This window comes from Microbacterium sp. SL75, assembly GCF_026625865.1.
In the GTDB taxonomy this organism is placed as follows: domain Bacteria; phylum Actinomycetota; class Actinomycetes; order Actinomycetales; family Microbacteriaceae; genus Microbacterium.
In genome coordinates this window covers 2486099-2512858 of record NZ_CP113067.1, presented here as the reverse complement: position 1 = coordinate 2512858, position 26760 = coordinate 2486099, and the positions used below count along the sequence as shown (strand labels likewise).

Sequence of the window (26760 nt, the reverse complement as noted above, 5' to 3'; positions counted from 1 at the left end):
GGGCCCTTTCTCAGCCGAACTTGGGCAGTTCGGGGGTCGTGGTTCCGGACGGGATCACCCGGTACGACTTGAGAACCTGGGTGAGGGCCTTCTGGAACGCGGGGGCGGTGGCCGCCGACGATTTTACCGTCCGCGGCTCGTCCAGGTTGACCGCGACGACGTACTGCGGGTCGTCGGCGGGGGCGAAACCGATCATCGTGGTGAAGTACGCGTCGGGCTTGTAGGCACCCGTGTTCTCGTCGACTTTCTCACCCGTACCGGTCTTGATCGCGATGCGGTAGCCGGGAATGGCGATCTTCGAGGCGAGCTCGCCCTGCGTGGCGACGTTCTCGAGCATGAGCGAGACCTCCTTCGCCGTGTCGGTCGAGATGACCTGGGTGCCCTCGGTCGAGGGGACGTCGGTGACGGTGCCGTCGGCCGCGGTGCAGCCCTCGACGATCGACAGCGGCTTCTTCACGCCGCCGTTGGCGATGGTCTGGTACGCGCCCACGAGCTGGGGCACGGTGACCGACAGGCCCTGACCGAAAGCCGTGTTGAAGAAGGTCTGCTTGTCCCAGTCCTGGACCGGGTGCAGAATGCCGCCCGACTCACCCGGGAAGTCGATCGCGCTCGTCGTTCCCATGCCGAACTTCTGCAGGTAGTCGAAGCGCGTCTGCGCGGGGATCATCTCGGCGAACTTGGAGATACCCACGTTCGAGGAGTCGATGAGGACGCCGGTGGGGGTGTAGACGTTCGGGCCGTGCGAGAACGCGTCGGAGACGCGCGCGTCGCCGTCCAGCACCTCGCGCCCCGAGGCCGTGACCGTCGTCTGCGGCGTGTACGAACCGCTGTCCAGGCCGATCGCCGTCGTGAGGGCCTTGAACGTCGAGCCGGGCTCGAACGGGCTCGAGAACGCACGACTGCCGCGGTCCTCGGGGGCCGTGGCCGTGGGGTCGTTGGGGTCGACCGTCGGGTACTCGGCGAGGGCCCGGATCTTGCCCGTCTTGGCCTCGACCACGGTGATGGTGCCGCGCAACGACCCGGTGTTCTGCACCTGCTCGGCGATGAGCTGTTGCAGGTACCACTGCAGGTCGCGGTCGATCGTGAGCTTGAGGGTGCCGCCGTCGACGGCGGGCTGAGTGACGACCTCGGTGCCCGGGAGCACCACGCCGTCGCGGCTCTGCTGGAAGACGACCTTGCCGTTGGTCGAGGCGAGGCAATCGTTGTCGGCCGCCTCGAGGCCGGCGAGGGCCTGACCGTCGCTGCCGACGAAGCCCAGCAGGTTCCCCGCCACCGCCCCGTCGGGATACATACGACCGGCCTGCGGCGGGAAGCTGAGGAACGGCAGCCCCAGGGCCACGAGGGCTCGGTACTGCTCGGTCGAGACGTTCTTCGCGATCATCGCGTAACGCGACTCGGGGTTGTCGGCCACGGCACCCTGGACGATCTTCTGCACGTCGGCGGCGTCCTGGCCGGTGACACCGGCGATCTGGGCCGCCAGGTCGGGCCAGGCCGTCGTGGTCTCGTTGCCGTCGTCGTCGCGCGTGGTCACGCCCTTCGCGGCGAGCATCGGGTCGATCTGCACGTCGTAGCGATTGACGCTGGTGGCCAGGGGCACCCCGTTGTCGTCGACGATCGATCCGCGCGAGGCGTACTCGATGCGGGAGTTCTGCAGCCCCATCGAGAGCGAGTCGTCCACGTGGTCTCGGGCGTTGACGACCTGGATGTCGACCAGGCGGACGACGAAGGCGATGATCACGATCAGGACGACCGCGAGGGCGACGACGGTGCGACGCCGCGGGGAACGGGAGGTTGTCGTCGTCATGGCTCTCATCGTGTCGCGGGAGTCGGCAGACCGTCGCTGATCGGCGGGGGTGTCGCGGATTGGGCGGTCGGGGCGGCGGCCTCGGTCGGCGAGGGCGACCCGGGTGCCGCGGGCGCGGGAGTGGCCGTGCCGTTCTCGGTGGTGGATGCCGCCGGGTCGGTCACCAGCGGGACACCCGAGATCAGGGCGTTGCCGACCGAGCCGCGGCCCTTGGCGTCCACCGAGGAGGCGGTGTCTGCGGGCTTGTCGGAGCCGATCACGGCACCGTCGCTGAGGCGCAGGTACGTCGGCGACTCGTCGATGACCATGCCGAGCGCCGCGGCGTTGGCCGCGAGGTACTGCGGCGAGCTGAGTCCCGCGCTCTCGTCGGAGAGGATCTGCTTCTGGTAGGTCAGATCGCGCTGCTGCTGGGTGAGCGACGAGATCTCGAAGGAGCTCTGGGTCGTCAGGATGCCGAGCCCCATCTGCACCAGCACGATCGCCAGCGCGCCGAGCACGGCGATGACGCCGAACAGGCGCCGCGGGGCCCGACGACGCGCGGTCGCGGGCACGACGGTGAGCCGGCGCTCGCGAACGGGCGTCGGGAAGTCGGGCAGGAAGGCCGCATCGATGGCCTGGGGTGCACTCATGCGTCCTCCTGGATTCTCTCGGCCGCGCGCAGACGCACGGGGGTGGCACGGGGATTGAAAGCGCGCTCTTCGTCGCCCGCCAGCTCCGCGCCGCGAACGAGGAGCCGGAACTTCGGCGCGTGCTCGGGCAGCTCCACGGGCAGTCCGCGCGGAGCCGTGGACGTCGACGCGTCGGCGAAGACGCGCTTGACCAACCGGTCCTCGAGCGACTGATACGACAGCACGACGATGCGCCCGCCGACACCGAGCACGCTCAGCGCGGCCGGGATCGTTCGCTCGAGCACCGACAGTTCGGCGTTGACCTCGATGCGCAGGGCCTGGAAGACGCGTTTGGCCGGGTGACGCTCGCGCAGCACCGCGGCGGGAGTGGCCGCCTGCAGGACGTCGACCAGCTGGCCGGAGCGCTCGAGCGGCGCCTCGGCGCGGGCGGCGATGATCGCGCGGGCGTAGCGACCGGCGAGCTTCTCTTCGCCGTAGCGCTCGAAGATGCGGCGCAGATCGCCCTCGCCGTAGGTCGCCAGCACCTCCGCGGCCGTCACGCCGGTGGTCTGGTCCATGCGCATGTCGAGCGGCGCGTCCTGGGCGTAGGCGAAGCCGCGGTCGGCGACGTCGAGCTGGAGCGACGACACCCCGAGGTCGAACAGGATGCCGTCGACCTGGGCGACACCGGCAGAGGCCACGGCCTCGGCGATCCCGTCGTAGACGGTGTGCACGAGGGTCACGCGGTCGCCGAAACGCGCGAGACGCTCCCCCGCGATGCGAAGGGCGTCGGTGTCGCGGTCGAGGCCGATGAGACGGGTCTCGGGGAAGCGTTCGAGGAACGCCTCGGAGTGGCCGCCCATACCGAGCGTTCCGTCGACGAACACCGAGCCGGGCTTGTGGAGCGCAGGGCCCAGCAGCTCGGCGCAGCGCTCGAGCAGGACGGGGGTGTGGATGTCGCGGATGTCCATGATGTGTCGGGCGGAACCTTCGAACTCTGATCCCCATCCGCGTCGACCTGGCGCCGGGGAAGTGCGTCAGGGCGAGCGGCTGGGCATCACAGCCGAAGGGTCAGAAGAGTCCCGGGATCACCTCCTGTTCCATCTCGGCGTACGTTTCTTCGTTGCTCTCCGCGTAGGAGTTCCACGCCTCGGCGTCCCAGATCTCGGCGTGTGCTCCGACGCCGGTGACGACGAGTTCGCGACCGAGCCCCGCGTAGGTACGCAAGGCGGGCGGGACGGTGATGCGGTTCTGACTGTCGGGCTTCTCGGCGCTGGCCCCCGAGAGGAACATGCGCAGGAAGTCGCGGGCCTGCTTGTTGCTGAGCGGGGCCTCGCGGATCCGCTCGTGCACGCGCTCGAACTCCTCGGTGCTGAACACGTAGAGGCAGCGGTCCTGCCCGCGCGTGATCACCACTCCGGCGCCGAGATCGTCACGGAACTTCGCCGGCAGGATGACCCGACCCTTGTCGTCGAGCTTGGGTGTGTGCGTTCCGAGCAGCATTCGGGCGTCCACCCCCTTCGTCCGGCCTGCGAAGTTTCCCCCACTTTACTCCACCGCCCTCCACTTTGCTATCAAATTCCGGGGCTTCTGTGCGCAAGCACAGCCGTGTACAGTGATCGACCGCCCCGACGGATCGCGTCGGACTCCGCGTGTTTCCGCCACCGAACCGCGACAATCACCCCCGAAGACAGCTCGAGTGGAGGAAAAGGGAGCGATTCGAGGCCTTATCTCGCCCCTCTTCCCCTCCACGGCGCTATTCCGTCGCGGACAGGCCCCCGGGCGCACGAAAAAGCACCGGCTCCGAAGAGCCGGTGCTGAAGAAGTGGGTGTCGGGCTTAGGGTCCGTCGTGGCGGCGGTCCCAGCGTTCGTTCATGCGATCCATGAACGACGAACCGGAGGCGCGAGCCGGTCGGGGCTTCGCGGCGGGTGCGGCCTGAGCGGCGCCGCGCGTCGGGGTGACGGCGAAGACGACCCCGCCGACCATGAGGAGGAATCCGACGACGCCCACGGCGATGCCGACGAAACCGGTGTTGAACCCTATCGACACGCCCGCGACGAGAGCGCCGAGACCGGCCAGCACGAGGATGGAACCGAGGACGATGTTGCGGTAGCTGAGGGCACGACTGGGGGCAGACACCACATCGGTGTCGTTGCTCATGAGATGGCGCTCCATCTCGTCCAGTAGACGCTGCTCCTGCTCTGACAGTGGCATGCATCCCCCTTTGTTGTTCGTTGTGGACGATTCTACGCGCGGCGTGGATCACTAGGCTAGGCCCGTGGCGACCTCCCCGGAACCGATCGAAGCTGTTTCCCAGCGACTCGACAAGTTCCTCTCCGAACAGCTATCGTACGCCTCTGCACTGGGCCCGGAGGCGGAGGCGTTCACCCGATCGGGGGCTTCCGCCCTCCAGGGAGGAAAGCGTCTGCGGGCCCGCTTCTGCCTCGCCGGGTGGAGTGCGGTTCGCGCGCTCGACGCCCCGCCCTCCTCCGCCTTCGACGAGTCGGCTCTGGCCGTGGCCACCTCCCTCGAGATCTTCCATGCCGCCGCCCTCGTCCACGACGACCTCGTCGACAACAGCGACACGCGCCGAGGTCAGCCCGCGGCCCACCGCGCGTTGCAGAAAGCGCATCAGGATGCCGACTGGGCCGGCGACTCCGACGCGTTCGGCCGATCCGGAGCGATTCTCCTCGGCGACCTGCTGGTCGCGTGGAGCGACGATCTGCTCGAGGAGGGTCTGAAGGGCCACCGCCATGCCGCCCCGACCCGTCGCGCCTACGCGCGGATGCGCCGCGACGTGACGATCGGCCAGTTCCTCGACGTCGCCGAGGAGTCCGCCTACACCGTCTACCCCGACGACGCCCATGCGGAGCGGGCGCTGCGCATCGCCTCGTACAAGTCGGCGCGCTACAGCATCCAGCAGCCCCTCCAGATCGGCGCGGCTCTCGCCGGCGCCGACGAGGCGCAGCTCGACGCCCTCGGGCGCTTCGGTCACGACGTCGGCATGGCGTTCCAGCTGCGCGACGACGTGCTGGGGGTCTTCGGCGACAGCGCGGTCACCGGAAAGCCGGTCGGTGACGACCTGCGCGAGGGAAAGCGCACGGTGCTGGTCGCCTACGCCCGTGAGAGTCTGTCACCTCAGCGACGCGAGGGCTTCGACGCCCTCCTCGGCGACCCCGCTCTGGATGGGGCGCAGATCGCGGCGCTGCAGCAGACGATCCTCGACACGGGAGCGCTCGAACGCACGGAGGACCTGATCGCCGACTACTCGCGGCGAGCCGATCTCGCTCTCGCCGACGCCGAGGTCGACACGGCCGCACTCGAGGACCTCCGCGCTCTCGCGCGTGCCGCCACCGAACGAACGGCCTGAGGCCGGAACGTCTCAGGCGAGGGTCGCGGCGACTCGGCGGACCTCGCTCTTGCGCCCGGCGAGCAGAGCCTCGATGGGTGCCATGCCGATGCTCTCTTCCGGAGTCAGGAGCCAATCGATGGTCTCGTCGGCGTCGAACCCGGCATCGTGCAGAACGATGATCGTGCCGCGCAGCGACGCCAGCGGGCGCCCGTCCACGATGAAGACCGCCGGCACCTTGAACACGCCTTCGCGGCGCGAGCCGACGAGGTAATGCTCGTCGAACAGGCGGCGGACGCGGCCGAGCGACTCGTCGAGCATCTCGACCAGGTCGGGAATGGTCAGCCACGCGGTCTCGTAACGGGAAGTCTCACTCACTCGCCCATCCTCTCATTTCCGCCGCCCCGGACCGCCCCGCGGTCCATCTGCACACGAGTCACATGCGTCACAACCGTCACTTTCGTTGACATCAGCCCCGAGGCATGCCAGCGTGTCGGGCAGTCGAACGAACGGAATCCCCCCACCATGCGACGACTCACGCTGTCCCCCCTGCCCTCGCGACGCCGCGCGGTCGCCATCTGGCCGGCCGCTGTGGCCGGCTCGATCGCCCTGACCCTCGCCGCCGAGCACGCCGCTCACGCCGCGCCCCCCGAGCCTGCCCTCACGGTCCTGCCTCCCGCCCCCCGCGGTATCGGGGTGCAGGCAATCGCGGGCGTCACCGCCCCCACCACCTACACCGTCAAGTCAGGCGACACGGTGTGGGGCATCGCTCGGGCTCATGGTCTCGACACCGCGGCGGTCCTGGCGGCCAACGGCCTGACACCCGACAGCCTCATCCGACCCGGCCAGGTTCTCGCACTCACCCCCGCGGCGACGCCCGCTCCCCCGGCTCCCGCCGCTCCCGAAGCCGCGCCCCGGTCGCACGAGGTCCGCCCGGGCGACACCGTCTCGGCCATCGCCCGCGCCAACGGCGTCTCGCTCGACGCCGTGCTCAGCGCGAACGCCCTCACGCGCGCCTCGATCATCTACCCGGGCGACGTATTGCAGATCCCGTCGGGATCCCCCGCACCCGCACCCGCGGCCGTGGCCCCCGCCACCGCCCCCGGGCTGGATGCCGAGCAGTCCGAGAACGCACGCCTGATCATCCGCATCGGACGAGAACTCGGCGTCTCGGATCGCGGAATACTCATCGCCCTGGGCACCGCGATGCAGGAGTCGTGGCTGCGCAACCTCGATTGGGGCGACCGCGACTCGCTCGGCCTGTTCCAGCAGCGCCCCAGCACCGGCTGGGGCACCCCGGATCAGATCCTCGACCGAGAGCGGTCCACCCGCGTGTTCTACGGCGGAGCGGCCGACCCCAACGGCTCCGCGACCCGCGGCCTGCTCGACATCCCCGGGTGGGACCAGCTGTCGTACGCCGACGCCGCTCAGGCCGTGCAGATCTCGGCCTACCCGGACCGGTACGCGCAGTGGGAGCAACCCGCCACCACGTGGCTCTCCGTTCTCGGCTGATCTTCTCGTCCGAGGTGAGGGTGAGCCGCTCCCCGGCCTCACAGGGGGCGCTCCGTAGACTCGACCTGTGAGCACGAGTCAGCAGGCAGACCCGCTGATCGGCCGTCTCGTCGACGGCCGATACCGGGTCCGCGCGCGTATCGCGCGCGGCGGGATGGCGACCGTGTACGTGGCGACCGACCTGCGCCTCGAGCGCCGCGTCGCGCTGAAGGTCATGCACGGCCACCTCAGCGACGACACCGTGTTCCAGAGCCGCTTCATCCAGGAGGCCCGCTCGGCCGCCCGCCTGAGCGACCCGCACGTCGTGAACGTGTTCGACCAGGGCCAGGACGGCGAGATGGCCTACCTGGTGATGGAATACCTCCCGGGCATCACCCTGCGCGAGCTGCTGCGCGAGCATCGGCGCCTCACGATCGATCAGACCCTCACGATCATGGATGCCATCCTGTCGGGGCTCGCGGCAGCGCACCGGGCCGGGATCGTCCACCGCGACGTCAAGCCCGAGAACGTGCTGCTCGCCGAGGACGGCCGCATCAAGATCGGCGACTTCGGTCTGGCGCGCGCGACGACCGCGAACACCGCGAGCGGCGCCCAGCTCATGGGCACGATCGCGTACCTGGCGCCCGAACTCGTCACCCGCGGCACCGCGGACGCCCGCAGCGACATCTACTCGCTCGGAATCATGCTCTACGAGATGCTCGTCGGCGAGCAGCCCTACAAGGGCGAGCAGCCGATGCAGATCGCCTATCAGCACGCCACCGACTCCGTCCCGCGCCCCAGCGCCAAGAATCCCGGCGTTCCGGAGCAACTCGACGAGCTCGTGCTGTGGTCGACCGAGCGCGAGCCGGGCGATCGCCCCCTCGACGCCGGTGCGATGCTCGAGCGGCTGCGTGCGATCGAGAAAGAGCTCGGCCTCGCCCCCCAGGTCGCTCGCGCCGTGTCGGTGGGCACGACGGGCCCGGCCTCCGCAGCGGAGTCCCGCGAGCTGACCAAGGTCCTTCCCCAGACGGCATCCCTCCCCTCCGCCACCATCGATGAACCCGACAACGCCGCGCGTCTGCGCACCCGCACGCGTCGACGCACGGCGCGCGGGGCCTGGCTCCTCGTGCTCGTGCTGCTGCTCGCCGGCGGCGCCGGATTCACCGGCTGGTACTTCGGGTCGGGGCCGGGCTCGCTCGTCGCCGTCCCCGACGTCTCGGGGCGGAGCTTCGCCGACGCCCAAGCCCTGTTGACGCAGCAGCAGCTGCAGGCGCAGGCGCAAGAGGTCACGGATCGAGAGATCCCCTCCGGCACGACGGTGGGGTCCGACCCCGCCCCCGGCGAACGGCTCGACAAAGAGACCGTCGTCACCGTCTTCGTCTCGATCGGACCGGCGACCCATCAGATCCCGGCCCTCGCCGGCAAGAGCGCGGACGAGGTGCGCGCGATCCTCGAGCAGGCCTTCGTCGGCGTCGCGGGCGACCCCGAGCGCCAGTTCGCCGACCCCGCCGACGGAACGGTCCTGGGCGCCTCGGTCATCCCCCGCTCGGGCGGCGACGCGATCGACTGCACGCAGGGATGCACCGTCTACGAGGGTGACGCGGCCTCGCTCGTCGTCTCTCTCGGCCCGATCCCCGACGTCACCGGAGACTCGCGCTCGCAAGCCCAGCGCGCCCTCGACGGCGTCGGGCTGAAGTCCTCGGTGACCGAGGATTACAGCAACTCCGTGGCATCCGGCAACGTCATCTCCATGGGCCAGCGCGACGGCGGCGGCAACTGGCGCCCCGGTGACACGGTCCCCCTGCGCGTGTCGATCGGGCCGAAGCCCGTCGAGATCCCCGGCAACGTGGTGGGGATGTCGATCCGGGATGCCGTGAAGACCCTCGAAGCGCTCGGATTTCAGGTCAACGCGGGTATCGACGACGGCACCCTGCCCCTCGGCTTCAAGTACTGGGACATCTACAAGGTTCGCGCCACGAACCCCAAGGCCGGGACGACCGCTCCGCAGGGATCGACGATCACGCTGACGCCGACGCTGTAGGCATCGCCGCCGAAGAGATCGTCGAGCCGCTCGCTGCGATCACCTTCGCGTCCTGACCGCGACCTCACGAACGACGACGCCCCCGACCTGAAGGCCGGGGGCGTCGTCTGATTCACGAGAGAGTCAGCGCTTCTCGAGCTCCTCGGCCACGAGGAAGGCCAGCTCGAGGCTCTGGCGGTGGTTCAGACGCGGGTCGCACAGGCTCTCGTAACGCGTAGCGAGAGTCGCCTCGTCGATCTGCTCCGAGCCGCCCAGGCACTCGGTGACATCGTCGCCGGTGAGCTCGACGTGGATGCCGCCGGGGTGCGTGCCCACCGAGCGGTGCGCCTCGAAGAAGCCGCGCACCTCGTCCACGACGTCGTCGAACCGGCGCGTCTTGTAGCCGGTGGGGGTGGTGATGCCATTGCCGTGCATCGGGTCGGTGACCCAGAGCGGGGTGGCGCCCGAGTCGCGGACGGCCTCGAGCAACGGCGGCAGGGCGTCGCGGATCTTGCCCGACCCCATGCGGGTGATGAAGGTCAAGCGACCCGGCTCGCGCTCGGGGTCGAGCTTGTCGATCAGCGCCAGCGCGGTGTCGGTCGTCGTGGTGGGGCCGAGCTTGACACCGATGGGGTTGCGGATCTTCGAGAAGTAGTCGACGTGAGCGCCGTCGAGCTCGCGGGTGCGCTCGCCGATCCACTGGAAATGCGACGAGGTGTTGTACGGCTGGCCCGTGCGCGAGTCGATGCGCGTCATGGGGCGCTCGTAGTCCATGAGGAGGCCCTCGTGGCCGGTGTAGAACTCGACACGGGTGAGCTCGTCGAAGTCCGCCCCGGCGGCCTCCATGAACTTGATGGCCCGGTCGATCTCGGTCGCCATGCTCTCGTAGGCCTGATTGGCCGGGGTGCTCGCGAAACCCTTGTTCCAGCTGTGCACCTCACGGAGGTCGGCGAAGCCGCCCTGCGTGAAGGCGCGGATGAGGTTCAGGGTCGACACGGCCGTGTGGTAGCCCTTGAGCAGACGCGCGGGGTCGGCCTTGCGCGACTCCTCGGTGAAGTCGTAACCGTTCACGATGTCGCCGCGGTAGGCCGGCAGCGTCACGTCACCACGCGTCTCGACATCGCTCGAGCGCGGCTTGGCGAACTGACCCGCCATGCGGCCCATCTTGACCACGGGCATAGAGGCGCCATAGGTCAGGACGACGGCCATCTGGAGCACCGTCTTGATGCGGTTGCGGATCTGCTCGGCGGTGGCACCGGCGAAGGTCTCGGCGCAGTCACCGCCCTGCAGGAGGAAGGCCTGGCCGGCGGCGGCACGAGCGAGGCGCTCGCGCAGGTTGTCGACCTCACCGGCGAAGACCAGAGGCGGGAGGGTCGAGAGTTCTGCGGATGCCGCGGCCACAGCGGCCTCGTCATACCACTGCGGCTGCTGCTTGATGGGCAGGGTTCGCCAGTGGTCGAGGTCGTGGAGCTGCTGATTCACCCCTGAAGTCTAGTGGCGGGAGACCGGCGCCTTCGCCGCCCGTGACGTGGCGAGACGGTCCTTCACGGTCGAGGCGTAGACGTCTTCGTACCGCTGCTCGCCGAGACGCTGGAGCGCCACCATGATCTCGTCGGTGACGGAACGCAGCACGTAGCGGTCGCCCTCCATCCCCTCGAAGCGCGAGAAGTCGAGGGGCTCGCCGATCACGATGCCGACACGCCCCACGCGGGGCAGGCGCTGGCCGATCGGCATGACGGCGCCGGTGTCGACCATGACCACGGGCACGACCGGGACGCGCGCCTCGAGAGCCATCCGTGCGATACCCGTGCGCCCGCGGTACAACGTGCCATCCGGGCTGCGCGTTCCCTCGGGGTAGATGCCGAGCAGCTCGCCACGCCCCAGCACCCCCAGGCCCGTGTTGAGAGAGGCCTCGGAGGCCTTGCCGCCCGACCGGTCGATGGGCAGCTGGCCCGTCGCGGTGAAGAACATGCGAGTGGCCCAGCCCTTGAGACCCTTGCCCGTGAAGTAGTCGCTCTTGGCGAGGAACGCCATCCGGCGGTCGATCATGAGCGGCAGGAAGATCGAGTCGGAGAACGACAGGTGGTTGCTGGCCAGGATCGCCGCGCCGTCGGCGGGGATGTTGCGCCGGCCCACCATCCACGGGCGGAACACGGCCTTGATGACCGGCCCGATCACCACGTACTTCATGAGCCAGTAGAACATTGTCAGCGCTCCTTCCCGGCGAGGTCCGCGACCCCGATGAGACCGGCGTCGTTGCCCAGACGTGCGATCGCGAACTCGGCGACCGGACGTTCACCGTACCCCGGGAGCGAGGTCTCGTACGCGAGCTTCACGGGCTCGAGCAGGTCGGCGCCGAGCTGGGCCACTCCCCCGCCGATCACGAAGACCTCGGGGTCGAGCACCGCCTGGAAGCCGCCGCACGCCTCGCCCAGGGCCGTGGCGACACGGCGGAGGGCCTCGATCGCCCCCGGATCGCCGGCGAGGACCAGGCGCGAGACGGCGGGGCCGGGGATCGCGCCCCGCTCCTCGCGCACGGCGGCAAGAGCCGCGCCGATGCCACCCTCGTCGGCGATGGCGTTGGCCTCGCGCTGCAGCGCGCGTCCCGAGGCGTACTGCTCGAGGCATCCGTTCTGCCCGCACCCGCAGGGGTGACCGCCGCGCACGAAGCGCATGTGGCCCAGTTCGGCGCCGATGCCGTGCCCGCCGCGGAAGAGCTCCCCGTCGGTGACGACGGCACCGCCGACGCCAGTGCCCATCGTGAGCATGACCATGTCGCGCACGCCCCGACCCGCACCGAAGCGGTACTCGCCCCAGCCCGCGGCGTTCGCGTCGTTCTCGATCGTGACGGGGGCGTCGAGACGCTGCTCGAGACGCGCGCGGAGGGGCTCGTCCCGCCAGTCGATGTTCGGCGCGTAGATGACGGTGCTGCGGTCGCGGCTGATGAAGCCGGCGGCGGCCACGCCGATCGCGTGGATCTCGTGGGCGCGGCGCAGATGATCGGCCATGTCGACCACGGCGTCCACGAGGGCCGCGGGGTCGATGGGAGTGTCGACACGAAGCTTCTCGACGATGGTGCCGTCGTCGTCGACGACGCCCCCCGCGATCTTCGTTCCCCCGATGTCGATGCCGACGTTGCGCACCGCGCTCCCTTCCGGGCCCACCGTGCGGCTCGGCCCGGAGCAGTCTAGCCACCCGGTGCAACCGACGATGATGCCGTGCGCTCCCCGGGGCGAGCACGTCGATGCGGATAGACTCGTCCCACAGCTCGACGTTCTTCCGGTGCCAAAGGAGTTGCCGTGATCCAGTTCGATCAACCCGCCCTCATCCCCGCAGACCCCGACGCCAACGCGTCCGACCTGCTCGCCGACCGCGTCCGCGCTACCCCCGACCGGCCGCTGTTCGCGGTTCCCGACCGAGACGGATGGCGAGACGTCACCGCCGTCGAGTTCGAACGGCAGGTCATCGCCCTCGCGAAAGGCTTCGTCGCCGCCGGCATCCAGCCCGGCGAGAAGGTGGGGTTCATCGCCCGCACCACCTACGACTGGACCCTGATCGACTTCGCGCTGTTCTACGCCGGCGCCATCATGGTCCCGGTCTACGAGACCAGCTCGCCGTCGCAGATCTCGTGGATCCTGTCGGATTCCGGTGCGATCGCCGTGGTCCTGGAGTCCACGGAACACGCCGAACGTCTCGACGAGGTCCGCAGCGACCTCCCCCTCGTCCGCGAGGTCTGGGCGATGCACTCGGGAGCCCTCGACGCGCTCGTCTCAGGCGGCACGCACATCACCGACGAAGAGATCGAGCGCCGCCGCCACCTGGCGAAGGCCTCCGACGTCGCCACCCTCATCTACACCTCGGGCTCCACCGGCCGTCCGAAGGGCTGCGTGCTCGTCCACAGCAACTTCGTCGAGCTGGCGCGCAACTCCGCCAAGTCGCTGCACGAGGTCGTCGAAACCCCTGGCGCCTCGACCCTGCTGTTCATCACGACGGCGCACGTGTTCGCGCGTTTCATCTCGCTGCTCAACGTGCACGCGGGCGTGAAGACGGGACATCAGCCCGATACGAAGCAGCTCCTCCCGGCGCTCGGCAGCTTCCGCCCCACCTTCCTCCTCGCGGTCCCCCGCGTGTTCGAGAAGGTCTACAACTCCGCCGAGCAGAAGGCCGAGGCCGGCGGCAAGGGCAGGATCTTCCGCGCCGCCGCCGACGCCGCGATCGAGCACTCCCAGCGCCTGCAGGACGGAAAGTCGATTCCCCTGCTGCTCAAGATCAAGTTCGCGCTCTTCGACAAGCTGGTCTACTCCAAGCTGCGGGATGCCATGGGTGGCAACATCGTCTATGCGGTGTCGGGATCGGCCCCTCTCGGCCCCCGCCTGGGTCACTTCTTCCGCAGCCTCGGCGTCGTGATCCTCGAGGGCTACGGCCTCACCGAGACCACCGCCCCGGCCACGGTGAACCTCGCCACGAAGTCGAAGATCGGCACCGTCGGTCCCGTTCTGCCGGGTGTCGGCATCCGTCTCGCCGATGACGGCGAGATCCAGGTGCGCGGTATCAACGTGTTCCGCGAGTACTGGCAGAACCCCGAGGCGACGGCCGACGCCTTCGACGGCGAGTGGTTCAAGACCGGCGACATCGGCGCCTTCGACAGCGACGGATTCCTCGCCATCACGGGCCGCAAGAAAGAGATCATCGTCACCGCGGGCGGCAAGAACGTCGCTCCCGCCGCTCTCGAGGACCCGATCCGTGCGAACCCGATCGTCGGTCAGGTCGTGGTCGTGGGCGACCACAAACCGTTCATCGCGGCCCTGGTCACGCTCGACACCGAGATGCTCCCGACCTGGCTGGCCAACAACGGCCTGCCCGCCGACATGCCGCTCGCCGAGGCGGCCGAGAACGACAAGGTGCGCGCCGAGGTGCAGGGCGCGATCGACCGCGCCAACACGCGGGTCTCGCGCGCGGAGTCGATCCGCAAGTTCACGATCCTGCCCACCGAGTGGACCGAGGCCAGCGGGCACCTGACGCCGAAGATGAGCATCAAGCGCAACGTCATCGTCGCCGACTTCGCCGACGCCATCGAGGACATCTACGCCGTGCCGGTGAACACGACCAACGTGTCGCTCCCCTGAGACGCGCGACGACGACGGCCCGGTCCCCCCGAGGGGCCGGGCCGTCGCGTATCCCCTCTCACTACGTCAGCGATCCGCACAACCTCAGCCCGGCACACAGCAAACCCACGGAAGTTGCGCAAATCGCGGAGAGTACGCCGACGCCGGCCACACCCCAGCGACCCGCACAACCTCGGCGACCAGCACAACCTCAGCGATCCGCACAACCACAGCCCGGCGCACCGGAAACCCACGGAGGTTACGCAAATCGCCGAACGTACGCCGACACCGGCCACACCCCAGCGACCCGCACAACCTCAGCCATCCGCACAACCACAGCCCGGCGCACCGGAAACCCACGGAGGTTACGCAAATCGCCGAACGTACGCCGACGCCGGCCACACCTCGGCGACCCGCACAACCTCAGCGACCCGCACAACCTCAGCCCGCCGCACCGGAAACCCACGGAAGTTGCGCAAATCGCCGAGGATACGCCGACGCCAGCCGCACCTCAGCGACTCGCACAACCTCGGCGATCCGCACGACTACGGCTCGACATGGCCGAGAACGACGGAGGTTGCGCGAATCCCGGGGGAAGCGCGTGACCCGGCTCCGAATCAGAACCAGTCGCTCTCGCGCACCTGGCGCATCGCCTCGCGACGCGTCTCGGCGGACAGGCGCGAGAGGTACAGCATGCCGTCGAGGTGATCGGTCTCGTGCTGCAGGGCCTGGGCGAGCAGCCCCTCGCCCTCGAGCACGACCTCGTTGCCGTCGAGGTCCATTCCGACGACCTTGGCCCACGGATAACGCAGCGCATCGTGCCAGAGACCCGGCACCGAGAGGCACCCCTCCCCCACCGGCTCCGGCTCTCCGCGCGTCTCGACGAGCACGGGGTTGAGCACGTAGCCGATGTCGCCATCGATGTTGTAGCTGAAAGCGCGCAGACCCACGCCGATCTGCGGCGCCGCGACCCCCGCGCGCCCGGGCAGCTCGACCGTGTCGATCAGGTCTTGGACGAGGGCACGGATGCCGTCGTCGATCTGCTCGATGGGCGCACTGGGCGCGCGCAGGACGGGGTCGCCGAACAGGCGGATCGGGCGAACGCTCATGCCGCGACCGCCGGGGCACGCAGGCCTTCGACGACGGCGGCGGCGAGCTCGCGCGCGGCCTGTCGGGTCGAGGGCTGCAGGTCGCGGAAGGTGATGGCGCTGCCCGCGGCGATACGTGCGTCGTAGGGCATGCGGATCACGGTGCGCACACGCGAGCGGAAGTGTGCCTCGAGCTCGCTCTCGCGCACCAGCGGCGTGCCGGGGCGGGAGTTGTTCAGCACGACGACCGCATCGCGGACGCGCGCCGCGTAGCCGTTGGTCTCGAGCCACGTGAGCGTCTCGGACGCGAGGCGCGCCTCGTCGACCGACAGGCCCGCCACGATGACCAGGGTGTCGGCCAGTTCGAGTGTCGCACCCATGACCGAGTGCACGATCCCCGTGCCCGTGTCGGTGAGGACGATCGAGTAGTAGTGCGAGGCGACGTCGGCGACCTGGCGGTAGTCGTCGTCGCTGAAGGCCTCGGACACCCGCGGATCGGAATCGGATGCCAGCACGTCGAGGCGCGTGGCGTCGCGAGCGACGATCGACGAGACGTCGTTGTAGCCGACCATCTCGTCGTGCGAACGGACGAGGTCGCGGACCGTGCGTCCGTTCGGACGGCCGACGCGGTCTGCGAGCGTCCCGCGATCGGGATTGGCGTCGACCGCGATGATGCGGTCGTCGCGCGCGTCGGCGAGGGCCATGCCCAGGAGCGAGGTGACGGTGGTCTTGCCCACACCGCCCTTGCGCGAGAGCACCGGCACGAACCGCGCGCCGCCCGCGAGAGGCGTAGCGATCCGGCGGTCCAGATCCTTGCGCTGACGGGCGCGACGACCGTCGCCGAGGTTGATGCGGTGACGCGAGACCGAGTACACCAGCTGCTGCCAGAGACCCTCGGGCTCGGGACGCGCGATCTGACGCGGATCGAGCAGACGGTCGGCGGTGAGCAGGTCGGAGCTTTCGCGCGCGTCGTCGATCTGACCGATGCGCTTCGAGGTCAGTGTGACCTCCGGAGCGGGCGTGCGCACGCGCTCCAGCGCGTGGGCGCGATCGACGCGGGCGGCCTCGTCGGCGGCACGGGCGGCATCATCGGCCTGGTGGGCGCTGCGGCGCGTGAGCGGAATCGTTCCGATGACGCCCGTCGCGGCGCGCTCTGCGCGCGTGGTCGGCGCCGCTGCGGGGGCGACGACGGTCTGAGGCTCCGCCCCGGCAGAGTCGGCTTCGATCTCGACCTCGGCGGTAGCCGGCGGTGCGGGCTGCGACTCGGCGGTGACCGGCGGGAGGGGCGCGTCGACGGACTGTCGGGTGGGCTCGGGTGTATCTGCCACGGTCTCGGTCTCCTCGACCTCTGCGTCGTCTGCGTCGTCGGCGTCGTCGGCGTCGTCGGCGTCGGCGTCGGCGTCGGCGTCGGCGTCGGCGTCGAAGGGTACGGTCGCGGCGAGCTCGGTCTCCTCGACAGCGACCTCTTCCGGCTCCGCGAGTGCGGGCACCGAATCGTGCGGCCTCGCTTCTTCCGGGTCGATTTCTTCTGTGTCGCCGTGCTCAGGCTCGGCGACGGCCGCGGGGACCCACGGCGCGTGCGTGAGCGGCTCCGAGGTGTCCGCCGACACGTCGGACTCGACGTGCGTCTCGGGCTCGCGTTCATCGGCCGGTGCGTGGTCCGGCTCGAGGTCTTCCCCACCCCGGGATGTCGCATCCAGGGCTTCCACCGTCTCGGCGGCATCGGCTTCGGTCGCGAGGTCGTCGACGATCTCGGCATCGGCAAGGTCTTCGGCCCGCGGGTCGGACTCGGCTGCCCCGGCCAGGTCGTCTTGCGCCTGGTCGATTGGCGCGAGCAGGTCCTCACCCGGGAGGGCGTCAGCGGCGGTCGGGGCGTCGACGTCATCGTCCTCGTCGACGCCCACGGACTCGTCGCCGGAGGCAAGCTCCTCGGCCTCTTCCGACGAGAAGGTCTCGCCCGAGCGGTCCTGGTCTTCGTCGATCTCGCGCGATTGCGCGGACGGCTCCGCCGCGGCATCCGCTGCGGTCTCGTCACCGACTCTTTCCGCGACGGCCGGGGGCTCGGCATCCGGCATCTCGTGCTCCGAGGCGTCGCGGGGCGACTCGTCGACGATCTCCGCATCGTGCACGTCGTCGTCGGAGAGCGGCTCCGTCGTTGCGTCCGTGTCATGCGGCTCGAGGATGATGTCGCCGGTCGGGAGCTGCTCGACGTGCGGGTCGTGCACGATCTCGGCGTGGTCGTCGATGCCGGCGGGTACGGCGGAGGGAACGCGCGGGGCGTCGAGGGCGGCGAGATCGGCCTCGTCGAGGGGGATCTCGTCTTCGATCACATCGTCATCGAGGTCGTCGTCGTCGCTGGCCACGGGCAGGTCGACATTGACCTGAGCGATGTGCCCGCCGAGGATCGTGATGCTGGCCGTGTCGAGATTCCCGCTCTCCTCGAGCACGCCGTGCTCGGCGTTCTCGTCGGGGTTCGCGTCGGTGCGGTCGGGGGTCACTGCAGTCTCCAAACGGGAAGAGGGCGCGAAAGCGCCCCCTTCTAGGTTACTGCGCTTGGCGGATTACCAGCAAAAGATCTCCTGCTTCCACCTGTTGTGTGGTACCGATGGCGACACGTTCGACCACGCCGTCGACGGTCGCGGTGATGGCCGCTTCCATCTTCATCGCCTCGATCGAGGCCACCGCCTGACCGGCCGAGACGCGGTCCCCCGCCGTCACCTTCATCGTCACGACGCCCGAGAACGGCGCTGCCATCTGCCCGGGTTTCGAGGTGTCGGCCTTCTCGGCCTGGCGGGCTTCGACGTCGATCGAACGATCGCGCACGAAGACCGGGCGCAGCTGGCCGTTCAGCGTCGTCATCACCGTGCGCATGCCCTTGTCGTCGGCCTCGCCGACGGCCTCGAGCCCCACGAACAACTGCACACCCCGCTCGATCTCGACGGTGTGCTCTCCGCCGGACTGAAGACCGTAGAGATAATCGGCCGTATCGAGCACGCTGAGATCGCCGTACGTCTCGCGGGTCTGCTCGAAGGTGCGTGTCGGGCCGGGGAAGAGCAGCCGGTTCAGACGCGCGCGTCTCTCGGATGACTCCCCCGCCAGGGCGGCCTGGTCGTCGTCGGTGAGCGGGGTCGTGCCGGTCTTGGCATCCCGCCCGGCGAGAACCTTCGAACGGAGGGGCTCTGGCCACCCGCCCGGCAGGTCGCCGAGCTCGCCCGCCATGAACGAGACGACCGAGTCGGGCACGTCGTACTTCTCGGGGTGCTGCTCGAAATCGTCGGGGTCGGCCCTGACGGCGGCGAGGTGCAGGGCGAGGTCGCCCACGACCTTCGAAGAGGGTGTGACCTTCGGCACGCGGCCGAGGATGCGGTTCGCCGCGGCGTACATGTCCTCGATGAGCTCGAAGTCGTCGGCGAGCCCGAGCGCGATCGCCTGCTGGCGCAGGTTCGACAGCTGCCCGCCCGGGATCTCGTGCCGGTACACGCGTCCGGTAGGACCGGCCAGTCCCGATTCGAACGGACGGTACAGGTGACGCACCGCCTCCCAGTACGGTTCGAGGTCGCTCACGGCCGCGAGGTCGAGACCGGTGTCGCGATCGGTGTGCGCGAGGGCCGCGACCAAGGCCGACAGAGACGGCTGGCTGGTGGTTCCCGCCATGGGTGCCGACGCCGCGTCCACGGCATCCGCTCCCGCAGCCGACGCGGCCAACAGGGTCGCGAGCTGCCCGCCCGCGGTGTCGTGGGTGTGCACGTGGACCGGCAGGTCGAACCTCTCGCGCAGAGCCGAGACGAGCTTGGCCGCGGCCGTGGGGCGGAGCAGCCCCGCCATGTCCTTGATCGCGAGCACGTGCGCGCCCGCATCGACGATCTGCTCGGCCAGACGAAGGTAGTAATCGAGCGTGTAGAGGTCTTCGGCGGGATCGAGAAGGTCGCCGGTGTAGCAGACGGCCACCTCGGCGACGGCGGTGCCGGTGCGCAGAACCGCGTCGATCGCCGGGCGCATCTGAGAGACGTCGTTGAGCGCATCGAAGATGCGGAAGATGTCGACACCGGATGCCGCGGCCTCGGCCACGAACGCATCGGTGACCTCCGTGGGGTACGGGGTATAGCCGACGGTGTTGCGGCCGCGCAGGAGCATCTGGATGGCGACGTTCGGCAGGGCCTCGCGGAGAGCGTCGAGGCGCTCCCACGGGTCTTCGCCGAGGAAGCGAAGGGCGACGTCGTAGGTCGCCCCGCCCCAGGCTTCGACGGAGAGGAGTCCGGGCGTCAGGCGTGCGACGTAGGGGGCGACGCGCGCGAGGTCACGGGTACGCACGCGCGTGGCTAGCAGCGACTGGTGCGCGTCGCGGAACGTCGTCTCGGTGACCGCGAGAGCGGTCTGCTCGCGCAGCGCCTTCGCGAAGCCGGCGGGTCCGAGCTCCCGCAAACGCTGGCGCGAGCCGGCGGGGGCCGAGGCGGCCAGATCGAGCGTGGGAAGCTTCGCGCCCGGATCGATCGAGAGCGGGTTCTCACCGTTGGGGCGGTTGACGGTGGTGTCGACCAGCCACGAGAGGATCTTCGTTCCGCGGTCCTTCGACTCGCGGCCCTTCAACAGCTCGGGGCGTTCGTCGATGAACGAGGTGCTCAGGTCGCCCGCGACGAAGGCGGGGTCGTCGAGCACGGCCTGCAGGAACGGGATGTTCGTGGAGACACCTCGGATGCGGAACTCGGCGAGGGCCCGACGGGCGCGCGACACGGCGGCCTCGAAGTCGCGGCCGCGACACGTGAGCTTCGACAGCATCGAGTCGAAGTGCGGGCTCACCTGCGAACCGGCCGCTGTCGTGCCTCCGTCGAGACGGATGCCGGCCCCACCGGGCGACCGGTAGGTCGTGATCTTCCCGGTGTCGGGGCGGAATCCCTGGGTGGGGTCCTCGGTGGTGATGCGGCACTGCAACGCCGCGCCGCGCAGGCGGATGTCCTCTTGCTGGAGATGCAGGTCGGACAGTGTGGCTCCGGCAGCGATGCGCATCTGCGACTGCACGAGGTCGACGTCGGTCACTTCTTCGGTGACCGTGTGCTCGACCTGGATGCGCGGGTTCATCTCGATGAAGACGACCTCGCCGGTGCGCGGGCCCGCGGTCTCCAGCAGGAACTCCACCGTTCCCGCGTTCTGATAGCCGATCGAGCGCGCGAACGCGACGGCGTAGCGATGCAGGTCGTCGCGGACCGACGGGTCGAGGTTCGGCGCGGGCGCGATCTCGATGACCTTCTGGTGGCGCCGCTGCACCGAGCAGTCGCGCTCGAACAGGTGCACGGTCTCTCCCGCGGCATCCGCGAGGATCTGCACCTCGACGTGACGCGGACGCTGGACAGCCTGCTCGAGGAACATGCGCGGGTCGCCGAAAGCGCTCTGCGCCTCGCGCATGGCCTCGGCCAGGGCCGGGGCGAGCTCGCCCTTCGATTCCACGCGGCGCATGCCGCGCCCGCCCCCGCCGGCGACGGCCTTCGCGAACACGGGGAACCCGATGTCGTCGGCCTGAGCGAGCAGTTCGTCGATGTCGTCCGACGCCGGGGTGGAGCGCAGCACCGGAACGCCCGCCGAGATCGCGTGCTCCTTCGCCGTGACCTTGTTGCCGGCCATCGCGAGCACTTCGGCGGGAGGACCGATGAAGGTGATGCCGTGAGCGGCCGCCTTCTCGGCGAGCTCCGGGTTCTCGGACAGGAAGCCGTAGCCCGGGTAGATGGCATCCGCCCCGCATTCGCGGGCGACGCGGATGATCTCGTCGACGTCGAGGTAGGCGCGGACCGGGTGGCCGCGCTCACCGATCTGGTAGGCCTCGTCGGCCTTCAGGCGGTGGAGCGAGGCACGATCTTCGTACGGATAGACCGCGACGGTGCGGGCGCCGACCTCATATGCCGCGCGGAAGGCGCGGATCGCAATCTCCCCGCGATTTGCGACCAGGATCTTCGAGAACATGCGCACCTCACGTCAAGCTGGCGGAGCTGAATGTGCTCACAGCCTAGAGGACGGTAACGTGGACTCTCGTGCACGTACTCTCCGTCAGCTCTCTCAAAGGCGGGGTCGGCAAGACGACCGTGACACTCGGGCTGGCTTCCGCAGCCTTCGCACGTGGCGTTCGCACTCTCGTCGTCGACCTCGACCCTCAGTCCGACGTGTCGACCGGGATGGACATCCAAGTCGCCGGTCGGCTCAACATCGCCGATGTCCTGGCCAACCCCAAGGAGAAGGTCGTCCGACAGGCGATCACCTCCAGCGGGTGGGCGAAGGTTCATCCGGGCACGATCGACGTGCTCATCGGCAGCCCCTCGGCCATCAACTTCGACGGTCCGCATCCCAGTGTCCGCGACGTCTGGAAGCTCGAAGAGGCTTTGGCGACCATCGAGGCCGATTACGACCTGGTGCTGATCGACTGCGCGCCGTCGCTGAACGCCCTCACGCGCACCGCGTGGGCCGCGAGCGACCGCGTCGTCGTGGTCACCGAGCCGGGCCTGTTCTCCGTCGCCGCAGCCGACCGTGCCCTGCGCGCGATCGAGGAGATCCGCCGTGGACTCTCGCCGCGCCTGCAGCCGCTCGGCGTCGTGGTCAACCGCGTCCGCCCCCAGTCGATCGAGCACCAGTTCCGCATCAAGGAACTCCGCGACATGTTCGGCCCCCTGGTCCTCAACCCGCAGCTGCCCGAGCGCACCTCGCTCCAGCAGGCGCAGGGCGCGGCCAAGCCGCTGCACGTGTGGCCCGGCGACTCCGCTCAGGAGCTCGCTGCCGACTTCGATGCGTTGCTCGACCGGATCGTGCGCACCGGCCGTATCCCCGTCGAGAACGAGGCACCCCAGGCCTGACCGCAGTCCTGTCCGACGCCGCCCGCTGCCTCGCAGTCGGGCGGCGTCCGTCATTACGGCGCTCCGCGAGACCGGTGAGCACATCGAGGGGCCGAGATCCGTGCCGGCATCGGCGTTGTCGACGCACCCGCCGCTCCCCTGCTGGTCGTCGGCCAAGAGGAGCCGGAGCACGACGCATTGCCGGATGCCGTGGCGTCCGACGAGAACGGGCGTGTCTACGCGGTGCGGGCGGCGCGGCGCGCGGCGAGTTCGTCGACGGCCTCGGGGGTCGCCTTTTCGAAATCGACCAGCGTCGACTCTACCTCGCGGAGGACCTTGCCCACGGCGATGCCGAAAACGCCCTGTCCGCGGCTGACCAGGTCGATGACCTCGTCGTTCGAAGTGCAGAGATACACCGATGCCCCGTCGCTCATGAGCGTGGTGCCGGCGAGGTCGCGGATGCCCGCGGCGCGGAGCTGGTCGACCGCCGTGCGGATCTGCTGCAGCGAGATGCCCGTGTCGAGAAGGCGCTTCACGAGCTTGAGGACGAGGATGTCGCGGAAACCGTAAAGGCGCTGGGACCCCGAGCCGCTCGCTCCGCGAACCGTCGGAACGACGAGCTCGGTCCGAGCCCAGTAGTCGAGCTGGCGATAGGTGATGCCGGCGGCGCGTGCCGCGACGGCTCCGCGGTAACCGGTGTCGTCGTCCATCTCGGGCAGACCGTCGGTGAAGAGGAGATCAGCGGCGAACCGAGGTTCACCGAGTGCGTCGCCAGCGTTCATGCTCGCGTCCTCCTCATCGGTTCGTTTCCTCCACGCTAGATGAGCGGAGGTCCCCCGGCAATGACATCCGCTCCGAGGGTTGCGGCGTGTCGCGATCAGGACAGGATTCGCTCGAGAGCGTCTCGCACGAACATCGTGCGCACCTCGTCGAGACGGGCCGCGAGCTCGGGTGCGAGCTCACTCGCGCGAGCCCGAGAAGGCGCGTCGGGACGACGCAGCAGAGCCGACAACGCGGACTCCACCAGTGAGACCTCGCGCTCGGCGCTCTGGCGGAGCGAGCGGATGTGACGCGGCTCGATGCCGTGGCGATCGAGCGCGACGAGAGCCCGCAGCAGAGTGACGGCCTGCTCGGAATACGTATCGGCACCGGCGATCACCCCCGTGCTGACCGCGTCGTTCAGCAGCTGGGGACGCGCGCCTGCGGCGGACAGGAGTTCTTCGCGACGATAGCGGCGCGGAGCGCTCGTCATCGACGGGATCGATGTGGGCGGCGCCGGGTTGCGGCCCGCGTCGAGGTCGGCGAGGTAATCGCGGATGACGACGAGCGGAAGGTAGTGATCGCGCTGCAGAGTGAGCGCGAGGCGCAGGCGCTCGAGGTCGGCGGGCGAGAACTTGCGGTACCCCGACTCGGTGCGGGTCGGCGACACGATGCCCTGCACCTCGAGAAAGCGGAGCTTGCTCGAGGTGAGCGCGGGGAAGTCGGGGGTCAGACGCGCGAGCACCTGGCCGATGCTGAGCAGCCCCGCAGCCGTCTGTCGACTACGGGAGGGGGCTGCCGCCATCAGCGCTCTGCCGCGGGCAGGTCGACCGGCGAGCCGAAGAAGTTCAAGCGGAACTTGCCGATGCGCACTTCGGCGCCGTTGACGAGAGCCGAGCGATCGACCCGCTCGCCGTTGACGTAGCTGCCGTTCAGCGAACGCTGGTCGACGATCTCGAACGAACTGCCGGAACGCAGGATCTCGGCGTGACGGCGCGACACGGTCACGTCGTCGAAGAAGAGGTCGGCCTCGGGGTGACGGCCGACGGTGGTCACGTCGGTGTCGAGCAGGTACCGGGCGCCCGTGGTCGGACCGGAGCGCACGATGAGCAGGGCCGCCCCCGAGGGGAGGGCCTCGATCGCCTCGAGCTCGGCCTCGGTGAGATCGGCACCGAAGGGCACGAACGACAGGTCGGCGTCGTGGGTCTGGGTCGTGTCGTGCGACGCGCCGGCCGCTGCGGCGTCGGCCGCGCGCCGGATCTCGTCTCGCTCGAATCGGCTGGTCTCGTCCACGGCTTCTCCTTCATATTCACCATAACCGATCGGTCGCCAACGGCGGGGTCGACCGACTTCGAGCGGGTCATGGTGAGGCGTGATGTGTCTGTATTCGCCGAAACCGGGACACCGCGGTTTGGGGGATGCGGAGGCGGCCGACGAGACACTCGAACCTATCGACCCGGACCTACCCCTGTCGAGTCCGCATCACCCGCTGTCGGCGCGCCGTCTTCACCCCGGACCGCTACGCAGGACGCCGAGACCCTGCGCATGCCCCCCGTCCGGCCGCTTTCACCCTGGTTAGGGTCGGAGAATGACTTCCTCCGAGACGCCTCGCCGCCGCACTGTTCCCGCTGTCCTCGCCGCAGGCCTGCTGGCCGCCGCCGCACTTCTCGTGCCGGCACTGCCGGCCGCGGCCCACGACGAACTCGTCTCGACCGACCCCGCGGCCGGCGCGACGCTGGAGTCGCTCCCCTCCCAGATCACCTTGTCGTACAGCGCCGACATCCTGACCGACGCGGGAGCGACCGTGATCGAGGTCACCGACTCCGCCGGAGCCTCCCTCGCCAACGGCGCCCCGGCCGTCTCGGGAACCGAGGTGACGCAGGCCCTGGCGGGGCCGGCATCCGGGACCGTCACCGTGAAGTGGCGGGTCGTCTCGAGCGACGGGCACCCCATCGACGGCGACTTCGCCTTCGCGGTCCCCGCGGCCGCTCCCACCCCCACCGCGACCGCGACCCCCACCGCGTCGGCGAGCCCCGCGGCGACCGAGAGCGCCGCACCCTCGGCGACGTCCGAGGCCATTCCCCTGCCCGTCGAGGACAGCTCCGGCGCCTCGCCCCTGCCCTGGATCCTGCTCGCGATCCTGCTCGTGATCGTGGCGGGCGTCCTCGTCTACGTCTTCGCCTCGCGCGCGGGCCGCAAGACCGCCGGCGGCGACACCACCGGGCGATAGGCTGGAACCATGCCTCATTACGATCTGGTCATTCTTGGTGCGGGTCCCGGCGGGTACGTCGCCGCCGTCCGCGGCGCACAGCTCGGACTGTCGGTCGCGATCGTCGAAGAGAAGTACTGGGGCGGTGTGTGCCTCAACGTGGGCTGCATCCCCTCCAAGGCGCTGCTTCGCAACGCCGACCTCGCGCACACCTTCCACGCGAAAGCCGACCTGTTCGGCATCTCGGGGGACGTCACCTTCGACTTCGGCAAGGCGTTCGACCGCTCGCGGTCGGTGGCCGCTGGCCACGTCAAGGGCATCCACTACCTGATGAAGAAGAACAAGGTCACCGAGTACGAAGGCCGCGGCTTCTTCGCCGACGACCACACCCTCGACGTGACGCTGACCGACGGGTCGAAGGAGCAGGTCACCTTCGACAACGTCATCATCGCCACCGGCTCCACCGTGCGCCTGCTCCCCGGCGTCAGCCTCTCCGAGAACGTCGTGACGTACGAGGAGCAGATCCTGACCCGCGAGCTCCCCGAGTCCATCGTCATCGTCGGCGCCGGGGCCATCGGCATGGAGTTCGCCTACGTCATGACGAACTACGGCGTGAAGGTCACGATCATCGAGTTCCTCGACCGTGCGCTGCCCAACGAAGACGCCGAGGTCTCGAAAGAGATCCAGAAGCAGTACAAGGGCTACGGCGTCGACATCCTCACCTCCACGAAGGTCGACTCCGTCACCGACCACGGAGACAAGGTCACCGTCGCCTACACCGCGAAGGACGGCTCGACCGGGTCGATCGACGCCGACCGCGTGCTCATGTCGATCGGCTTCGCCCCCAAGGTCGACGGCTTCGGTCTCGAGAACACCGGCGTGAAGCTCACCGAGCGCGGTGCGATCGACATCGACGACCACATGCGCACCAACGTGCCGCACATCTACTCGATCGGCGACGTCACCGCCAAGCTGCAGCTGGCCCACGTGGCCGAGGCGCAGGGCGTCGTGGCCGCCGAGACCATCGCCGGTGCCGAGACCCAGACCCTCGGCGACTATCGCAACATGCCGCGCGCCACCTTCTGCAACCCGCAGGTCGCCTCGTTCGGCCTCACCGAGCAGCAGGCCCGCGACGCCGGTCACGACATCAAGGTCGCGAAGTTCCCCTTCTCGGCCAACGGCAAGGCCAACGGCCTGGGCGAGCCCGTCGGCTTCGTCAAGCTCGTCGCCGACGCCGAGACGCTCGAGCTCATCGGCGGTCACCTCATCGGCCCCGACGTGTCCGAGCTGCTGCCCGAACTCACCCTCGCCCAGAAGTGGGACCTCACCGCCCTCGAGGCGGCCCGCAACGTGCACACCCACCCGACGCTGTCGGAGGGTCTGCAGGAGGCCTTCCACGGTCTGACGGGACACATGATCAACCTCTGATCGCGTGACGCACGAAGGCCCGCCCGGTTCGACCGGGCGGGCCTTCGTCGTCCCCGCGGGCGACCTCGGCGCGAACGCGAAACGG

The 26760-nt window shown here is 69.5% G+C and carries 22 protein-coding genes; 7 read left to right on the top strand and 15 right to left on the bottom strand.

Going from position 1 to position 26760, the window contains the following annotated elements:
- Positions 1-10: 10 nt before the first annotated feature.
- The 5 genes from OVA17_RS11765 to OVA17_RS11745 form a co-directional block, all read right to left on the bottom strand.
- Entirely contained in the window at positions 11-1804 is a 1794-nt protein-coding gene (locus OVA17_RS11765; RefSeq protein ID WP_267786732.1) for a peptidoglycan D,D-transpeptidase FtsI family protein, read from the bottom strand.
- Between the two features lie 5 nt (positions 1805-1809).
- Positions 1810-2433, bottom strand: coding sequence for a hypothetical protein (locus OVA17_RS11760; protein WP_267786731.1), 624 nt, complete (start codon positions 2431-2433; stop codon positions 1810-1812).
- Positions 2430-3383, bottom strand: coding sequence for a 16S rRNA (cytosine(1402)-N(4))-methyltransferase RsmH (rsmH, locus tag OVA17_RS11755; protein WP_267786730.1), 954 nt, complete (start codon positions 3381-3383; stop codon positions 2430-2432). Before rsmH ends, OVA17_RS11760 begins: the two co-directional genes overlap by 4 nt.
- 100 nt (positions 3384-3483) lie before the next feature.
- Entirely contained in the window at positions 3484-3915 is a 432-nt protein-coding gene (mraZ, locus tag OVA17_RS11750) for a division/cell wall cluster transcriptional repressor MraZ (protein WP_056227713.1), read from the bottom strand.
- A gap of 335 nt (positions 3916-4250) precedes the next feature.
- Complete coding sequence (locus OVA17_RS11745) at positions 4251-4628, bottom strand: DUF3040 domain-containing protein (RefSeq protein ID WP_210076348.1); 378 nt, start codon at positions 4626-4628, stop codon at positions 4251-4253.
- A gap of 64 nt (positions 4629-4692) precedes the next feature.
- On the opposite strand from OVA17_RS11745, the gene OVA17_RS11740 reads away from it, so the two are divergent.
- A complete protein-coding gene (locus tag OVA17_RS11740) occupies positions 4693-5784 on the top strand; it encodes a polyprenyl synthetase family protein (RefSeq protein ID WP_267786729.1) in 1092 nt (363 codons plus the stop codon).
- A gap of 12 nt (positions 5785-5796) precedes the next feature.
- On the opposite strand, the gene OVA17_RS11735 is transcribed toward OVA17_RS11740, so the two are convergent.
- Positions 5797-6141 (bottom strand): Rv2175c family DNA-binding protein, encoded by a 345-nt coding sequence (locus OVA17_RS11735; protein ID WP_324289885.1) that lies wholly within the window; start codon positions 6139-6141, stop codon positions 5797-5799.
- A 147-nt stretch (positions 6142-6288) separates the two neighbouring features.
- On the opposite strand from OVA17_RS11735, the gene OVA17_RS11730 reads away from it, so the two are divergent.
- Positions 6289-7275, top strand: coding sequence for a LysM peptidoglycan-binding domain-containing protein (locus tag OVA17_RS11730; RefSeq protein WP_267786728.1), 987 nt, complete (start codon positions 6289-6291; stop codon positions 7273-7275).
- 67 nt (positions 7276-7342) lie between these two features.
- Positions 7343-9295 carry a Stk1 family PASTA domain-containing Ser/Thr kinase gene (gene pknB / locus OVA17_RS11725; RefSeq protein WP_267786727.1) on the top strand — a complete coding sequence of 651 codons (1953 nt, stop codon included), beginning with the start codon at positions 7343-7345 and terminating at the stop codon, positions 9293-9295.
- Positions 9296-9418: 123 nt separating this feature from the next.
- Here the strand turns inward: pknB and OVA17_RS11720 are convergent, their stop codons facing one another.
- From OVA17_RS11720 to OVA17_RS11710, 3 genes are read right to left on the bottom strand one after another with little or no spacing between them, the layout of a single operon-like run.
- Positions 9419-10756, bottom strand: coding sequence for a class II 3-deoxy-7-phosphoheptulonate synthase (locus tag OVA17_RS11720; RefSeq protein WP_210076356.1), 1338 nt, complete (start codon positions 10754-10756; stop codon positions 9419-9421).
- 9 nt (positions 10757-10765) lie between these two features.
- The gene (locus tag OVA17_RS11715) at positions 10766-11479 is read right to left on the bottom strand and encodes a lysophospholipid acyltransferase family protein (protein ID WP_210076358.1); all 714 of its coding nucleotides are present in this window, start codon (positions 11477-11479) and stop codon (positions 10766-10768) included.
- A 2-nt stretch (positions 11480-11481) separates the two neighbouring features.
- A complete protein-coding gene (locus OVA17_RS11710; RefSeq protein WP_210076359.1) occupies positions 11482-12417 on the bottom strand; it encodes an ROK family glucokinase in 936 nt (311 codons plus the stop codon).
- Positions 12418-12573: 156 nt separating this feature from the next.
- On the opposite strand from OVA17_RS11710, the gene OVA17_RS11705 reads away from it, so the two are divergent.
- A complete protein-coding gene (locus tag OVA17_RS11705; protein ID WP_267786724.1) occupies positions 12574-14400 on the top strand; it encodes an AMP-dependent synthetase/ligase in 1827 nt (608 codons plus the stop codon).
- Positions 14401-14996: 596 nt separating this feature from the next.
- On the opposite strand, the gene def is transcribed toward OVA17_RS11705, so the two are convergent.
- From def to OVA17_RS11690, 3 genes are read right to left on the bottom strand one after another with little or no spacing between them, the layout of a single operon-like run.
- A complete protein-coding gene (gene def, locus OVA17_RS11700; protein ID WP_210076364.1) occupies positions 14997-15488 on the bottom strand; it encodes a peptide deformylase in 492 nt (163 codons plus the stop codon).
- Positions 15485-17965: a hypothetical protein gene (locus tag OVA17_RS11695; RefSeq protein WP_267786723.1), complete on the bottom strand. Its 2481-nt coding sequence runs from the start codon at positions 17963-17965 to the stop codon at positions 15485-15487. The genes def and OVA17_RS11695 overlap by 4 nt, the downstream gene beginning before the upstream one ends.
- Positions 17966-18011: 46 nt before the next feature.
- Complete coding sequence (locus OVA17_RS11690; RefSeq protein ID WP_267786721.1) at positions 18012-21419, bottom strand: pyruvate carboxylase; 3408 nt, start codon at positions 21417-21419, stop codon at positions 18012-18014.
- Positions 21420-21487: 68 nt separating this feature from the next.
- Here OVA17_RS11690 and OVA17_RS11685 point away from each other — a divergent pair, with 68 nt between their 5' ends.
- Positions 21488-22300: a ParA family protein gene (locus OVA17_RS11685; RefSeq protein WP_055835478.1), complete on the top strand. Its 813-nt coding sequence runs from the start codon at positions 21488-21490 to the stop codon at positions 22298-22300.
- Between the two features lie 215 nt (positions 22301-22515).
- On the opposite strand, the gene OVA17_RS11680 is transcribed toward OVA17_RS11685, so the two are convergent.
- From OVA17_RS11680 to OVA17_RS11670, 3 genes are all read right to left on the bottom strand, one after another.
- Positions 22516-23061, bottom strand: coding sequence for a MerR family transcriptional regulator (locus OVA17_RS11680; protein WP_210076368.1), 546 nt, complete (start codon positions 23059-23061; stop codon positions 22516-22518).
- A gap of 95 nt (positions 23062-23156) precedes the next feature.
- Positions 23157-23843: a MerR family transcriptional regulator gene (locus OVA17_RS11675; protein ID WP_210076370.1), complete on the bottom strand. Its 687-nt coding sequence runs from the start codon at positions 23841-23843 to the stop codon at positions 23157-23159.
- On the bottom strand, positions 23843-24331 hold the full coding sequence (locus OVA17_RS11670; RefSeq protein ID WP_210076372.1) for an FHA domain-containing protein: 489 nt from the start codon (positions 24329-24331) through the stop codon (positions 23843-23845). Before OVA17_RS11670 ends, OVA17_RS11675 begins: the two co-directional genes overlap by 1 nt.
- Positions 24332-24626: 295 nt before the next feature.
- Between OVA17_RS11670 and OVA17_RS11665 the strand changes: the two genes are divergently transcribed.
- Positions 24627-25268 carry a copper resistance CopC family protein gene (locus OVA17_RS11665; protein ID WP_267786716.1) on the top strand — a complete coding sequence of 214 codons (642 nt, stop codon included), beginning with the start codon at positions 24627-24629 and terminating at the stop codon, positions 25266-25268.
- A gap of 9 nt (positions 25269-25277) precedes the next feature.
- Positions 25278-26675 carry a dihydrolipoyl dehydrogenase gene (gene lpdA, locus OVA17_RS11660; RefSeq protein WP_210076375.1) on the top strand — a complete coding sequence of 466 codons (1398 nt, stop codon included), beginning with the start codon at positions 25278-25280 and terminating at the stop codon, positions 26673-26675.
- The last annotated feature ends 85 nt before the right edge of the window (positions 26676-26760 follow it).

Bases quoted from the DNA above. Each gene is read 5' to 3' on its own strand.
- OVA17_RS11665 (WP_267786716.1), top strand. From the start codon at position 24,627: ATGACTTCCTCCGAGACGCCTCGCCGCCGCACTGTTCCCGCTGTCCTC.
- mraZ (WP_056227713.1), bottom strand. From the start codon at position 3,915: ATGCTGCTCGGAACGCACACACCCAAGCTCGACGACAAGGGTCGGGTC.
- OVA17_RS11730 (WP_267786728.1), top strand. From the start codon at position 6,289: ATGCGACGACTCACGCTGTCCCCCCTGCCCTCGCGACGCCGCGCGGTC.
- rsmH (WP_267786730.1), bottom strand. From the start codon at position 3,383: ATGGACATCCGCGACATCCACACCCCCGTCCTGCTCGAGCGCTGCGCC.
- OVA17_RS11715 (WP_210076358.1), bottom strand. From the start codon at position 11,479: ATGTTCTACTGGCTCATGAAGTACGTGGTGATCGGGCCGGTCATCAAG.
- OVA17_RS11745 (WP_210076348.1), bottom strand. From the start codon at position 4,628: ATGCCACTGTCAGAGCAGGAGCAGCGTCTACTGGACGAGATGGAGCGC.
- OVA17_RS11690 (WP_267786721.1), bottom strand. From the start codon at position 21,419: ATGTTCTCGAAGATCCTGGTCGCAAATCGCGGGGAGATTGCGATCCGC.
- lpdA (WP_210076375.1), top strand. From the start codon at position 25,278: ATGCCTCATTACGATCTGGTCATTCTTGGTGCGGGTCCCGGCGGGTAC.
- OVA17_RS11760 (WP_267786731.1), bottom strand. From the start codon at position 2,433: ATGAGTGCACCCCAGGCCATCGATGCGGCCTTCCTGCCCGACTTCCCG.
- OVA17_RS11675 (WP_210076370.1), bottom strand. From the start codon at position 23,843: ATGGCGGCAGCCCCCTCCCGTAGTCGACAGACGGCTGCGGGGCTGCTC.
- OVA17_RS11680 (WP_210076368.1), bottom strand. From the start codon at position 23,061: ATGAACGCTGGCGACGCACTCGGTGAACCTCGGTTCGCCGCTGATCTC.
- OVA17_RS11765 (WP_267786732.1), bottom strand. From the start codon at position 1,804: ATGACGACGACAACCTCCCGTTCCCCGCGGCGTCGCACCGTCGTCGCC.
- def (WP_210076364.1), bottom strand. From the start codon at position 15,488: ATGAGCGTTCGCCCGATCCGCCTGTTCGGCGACCCCGTCCTGCGCGCG.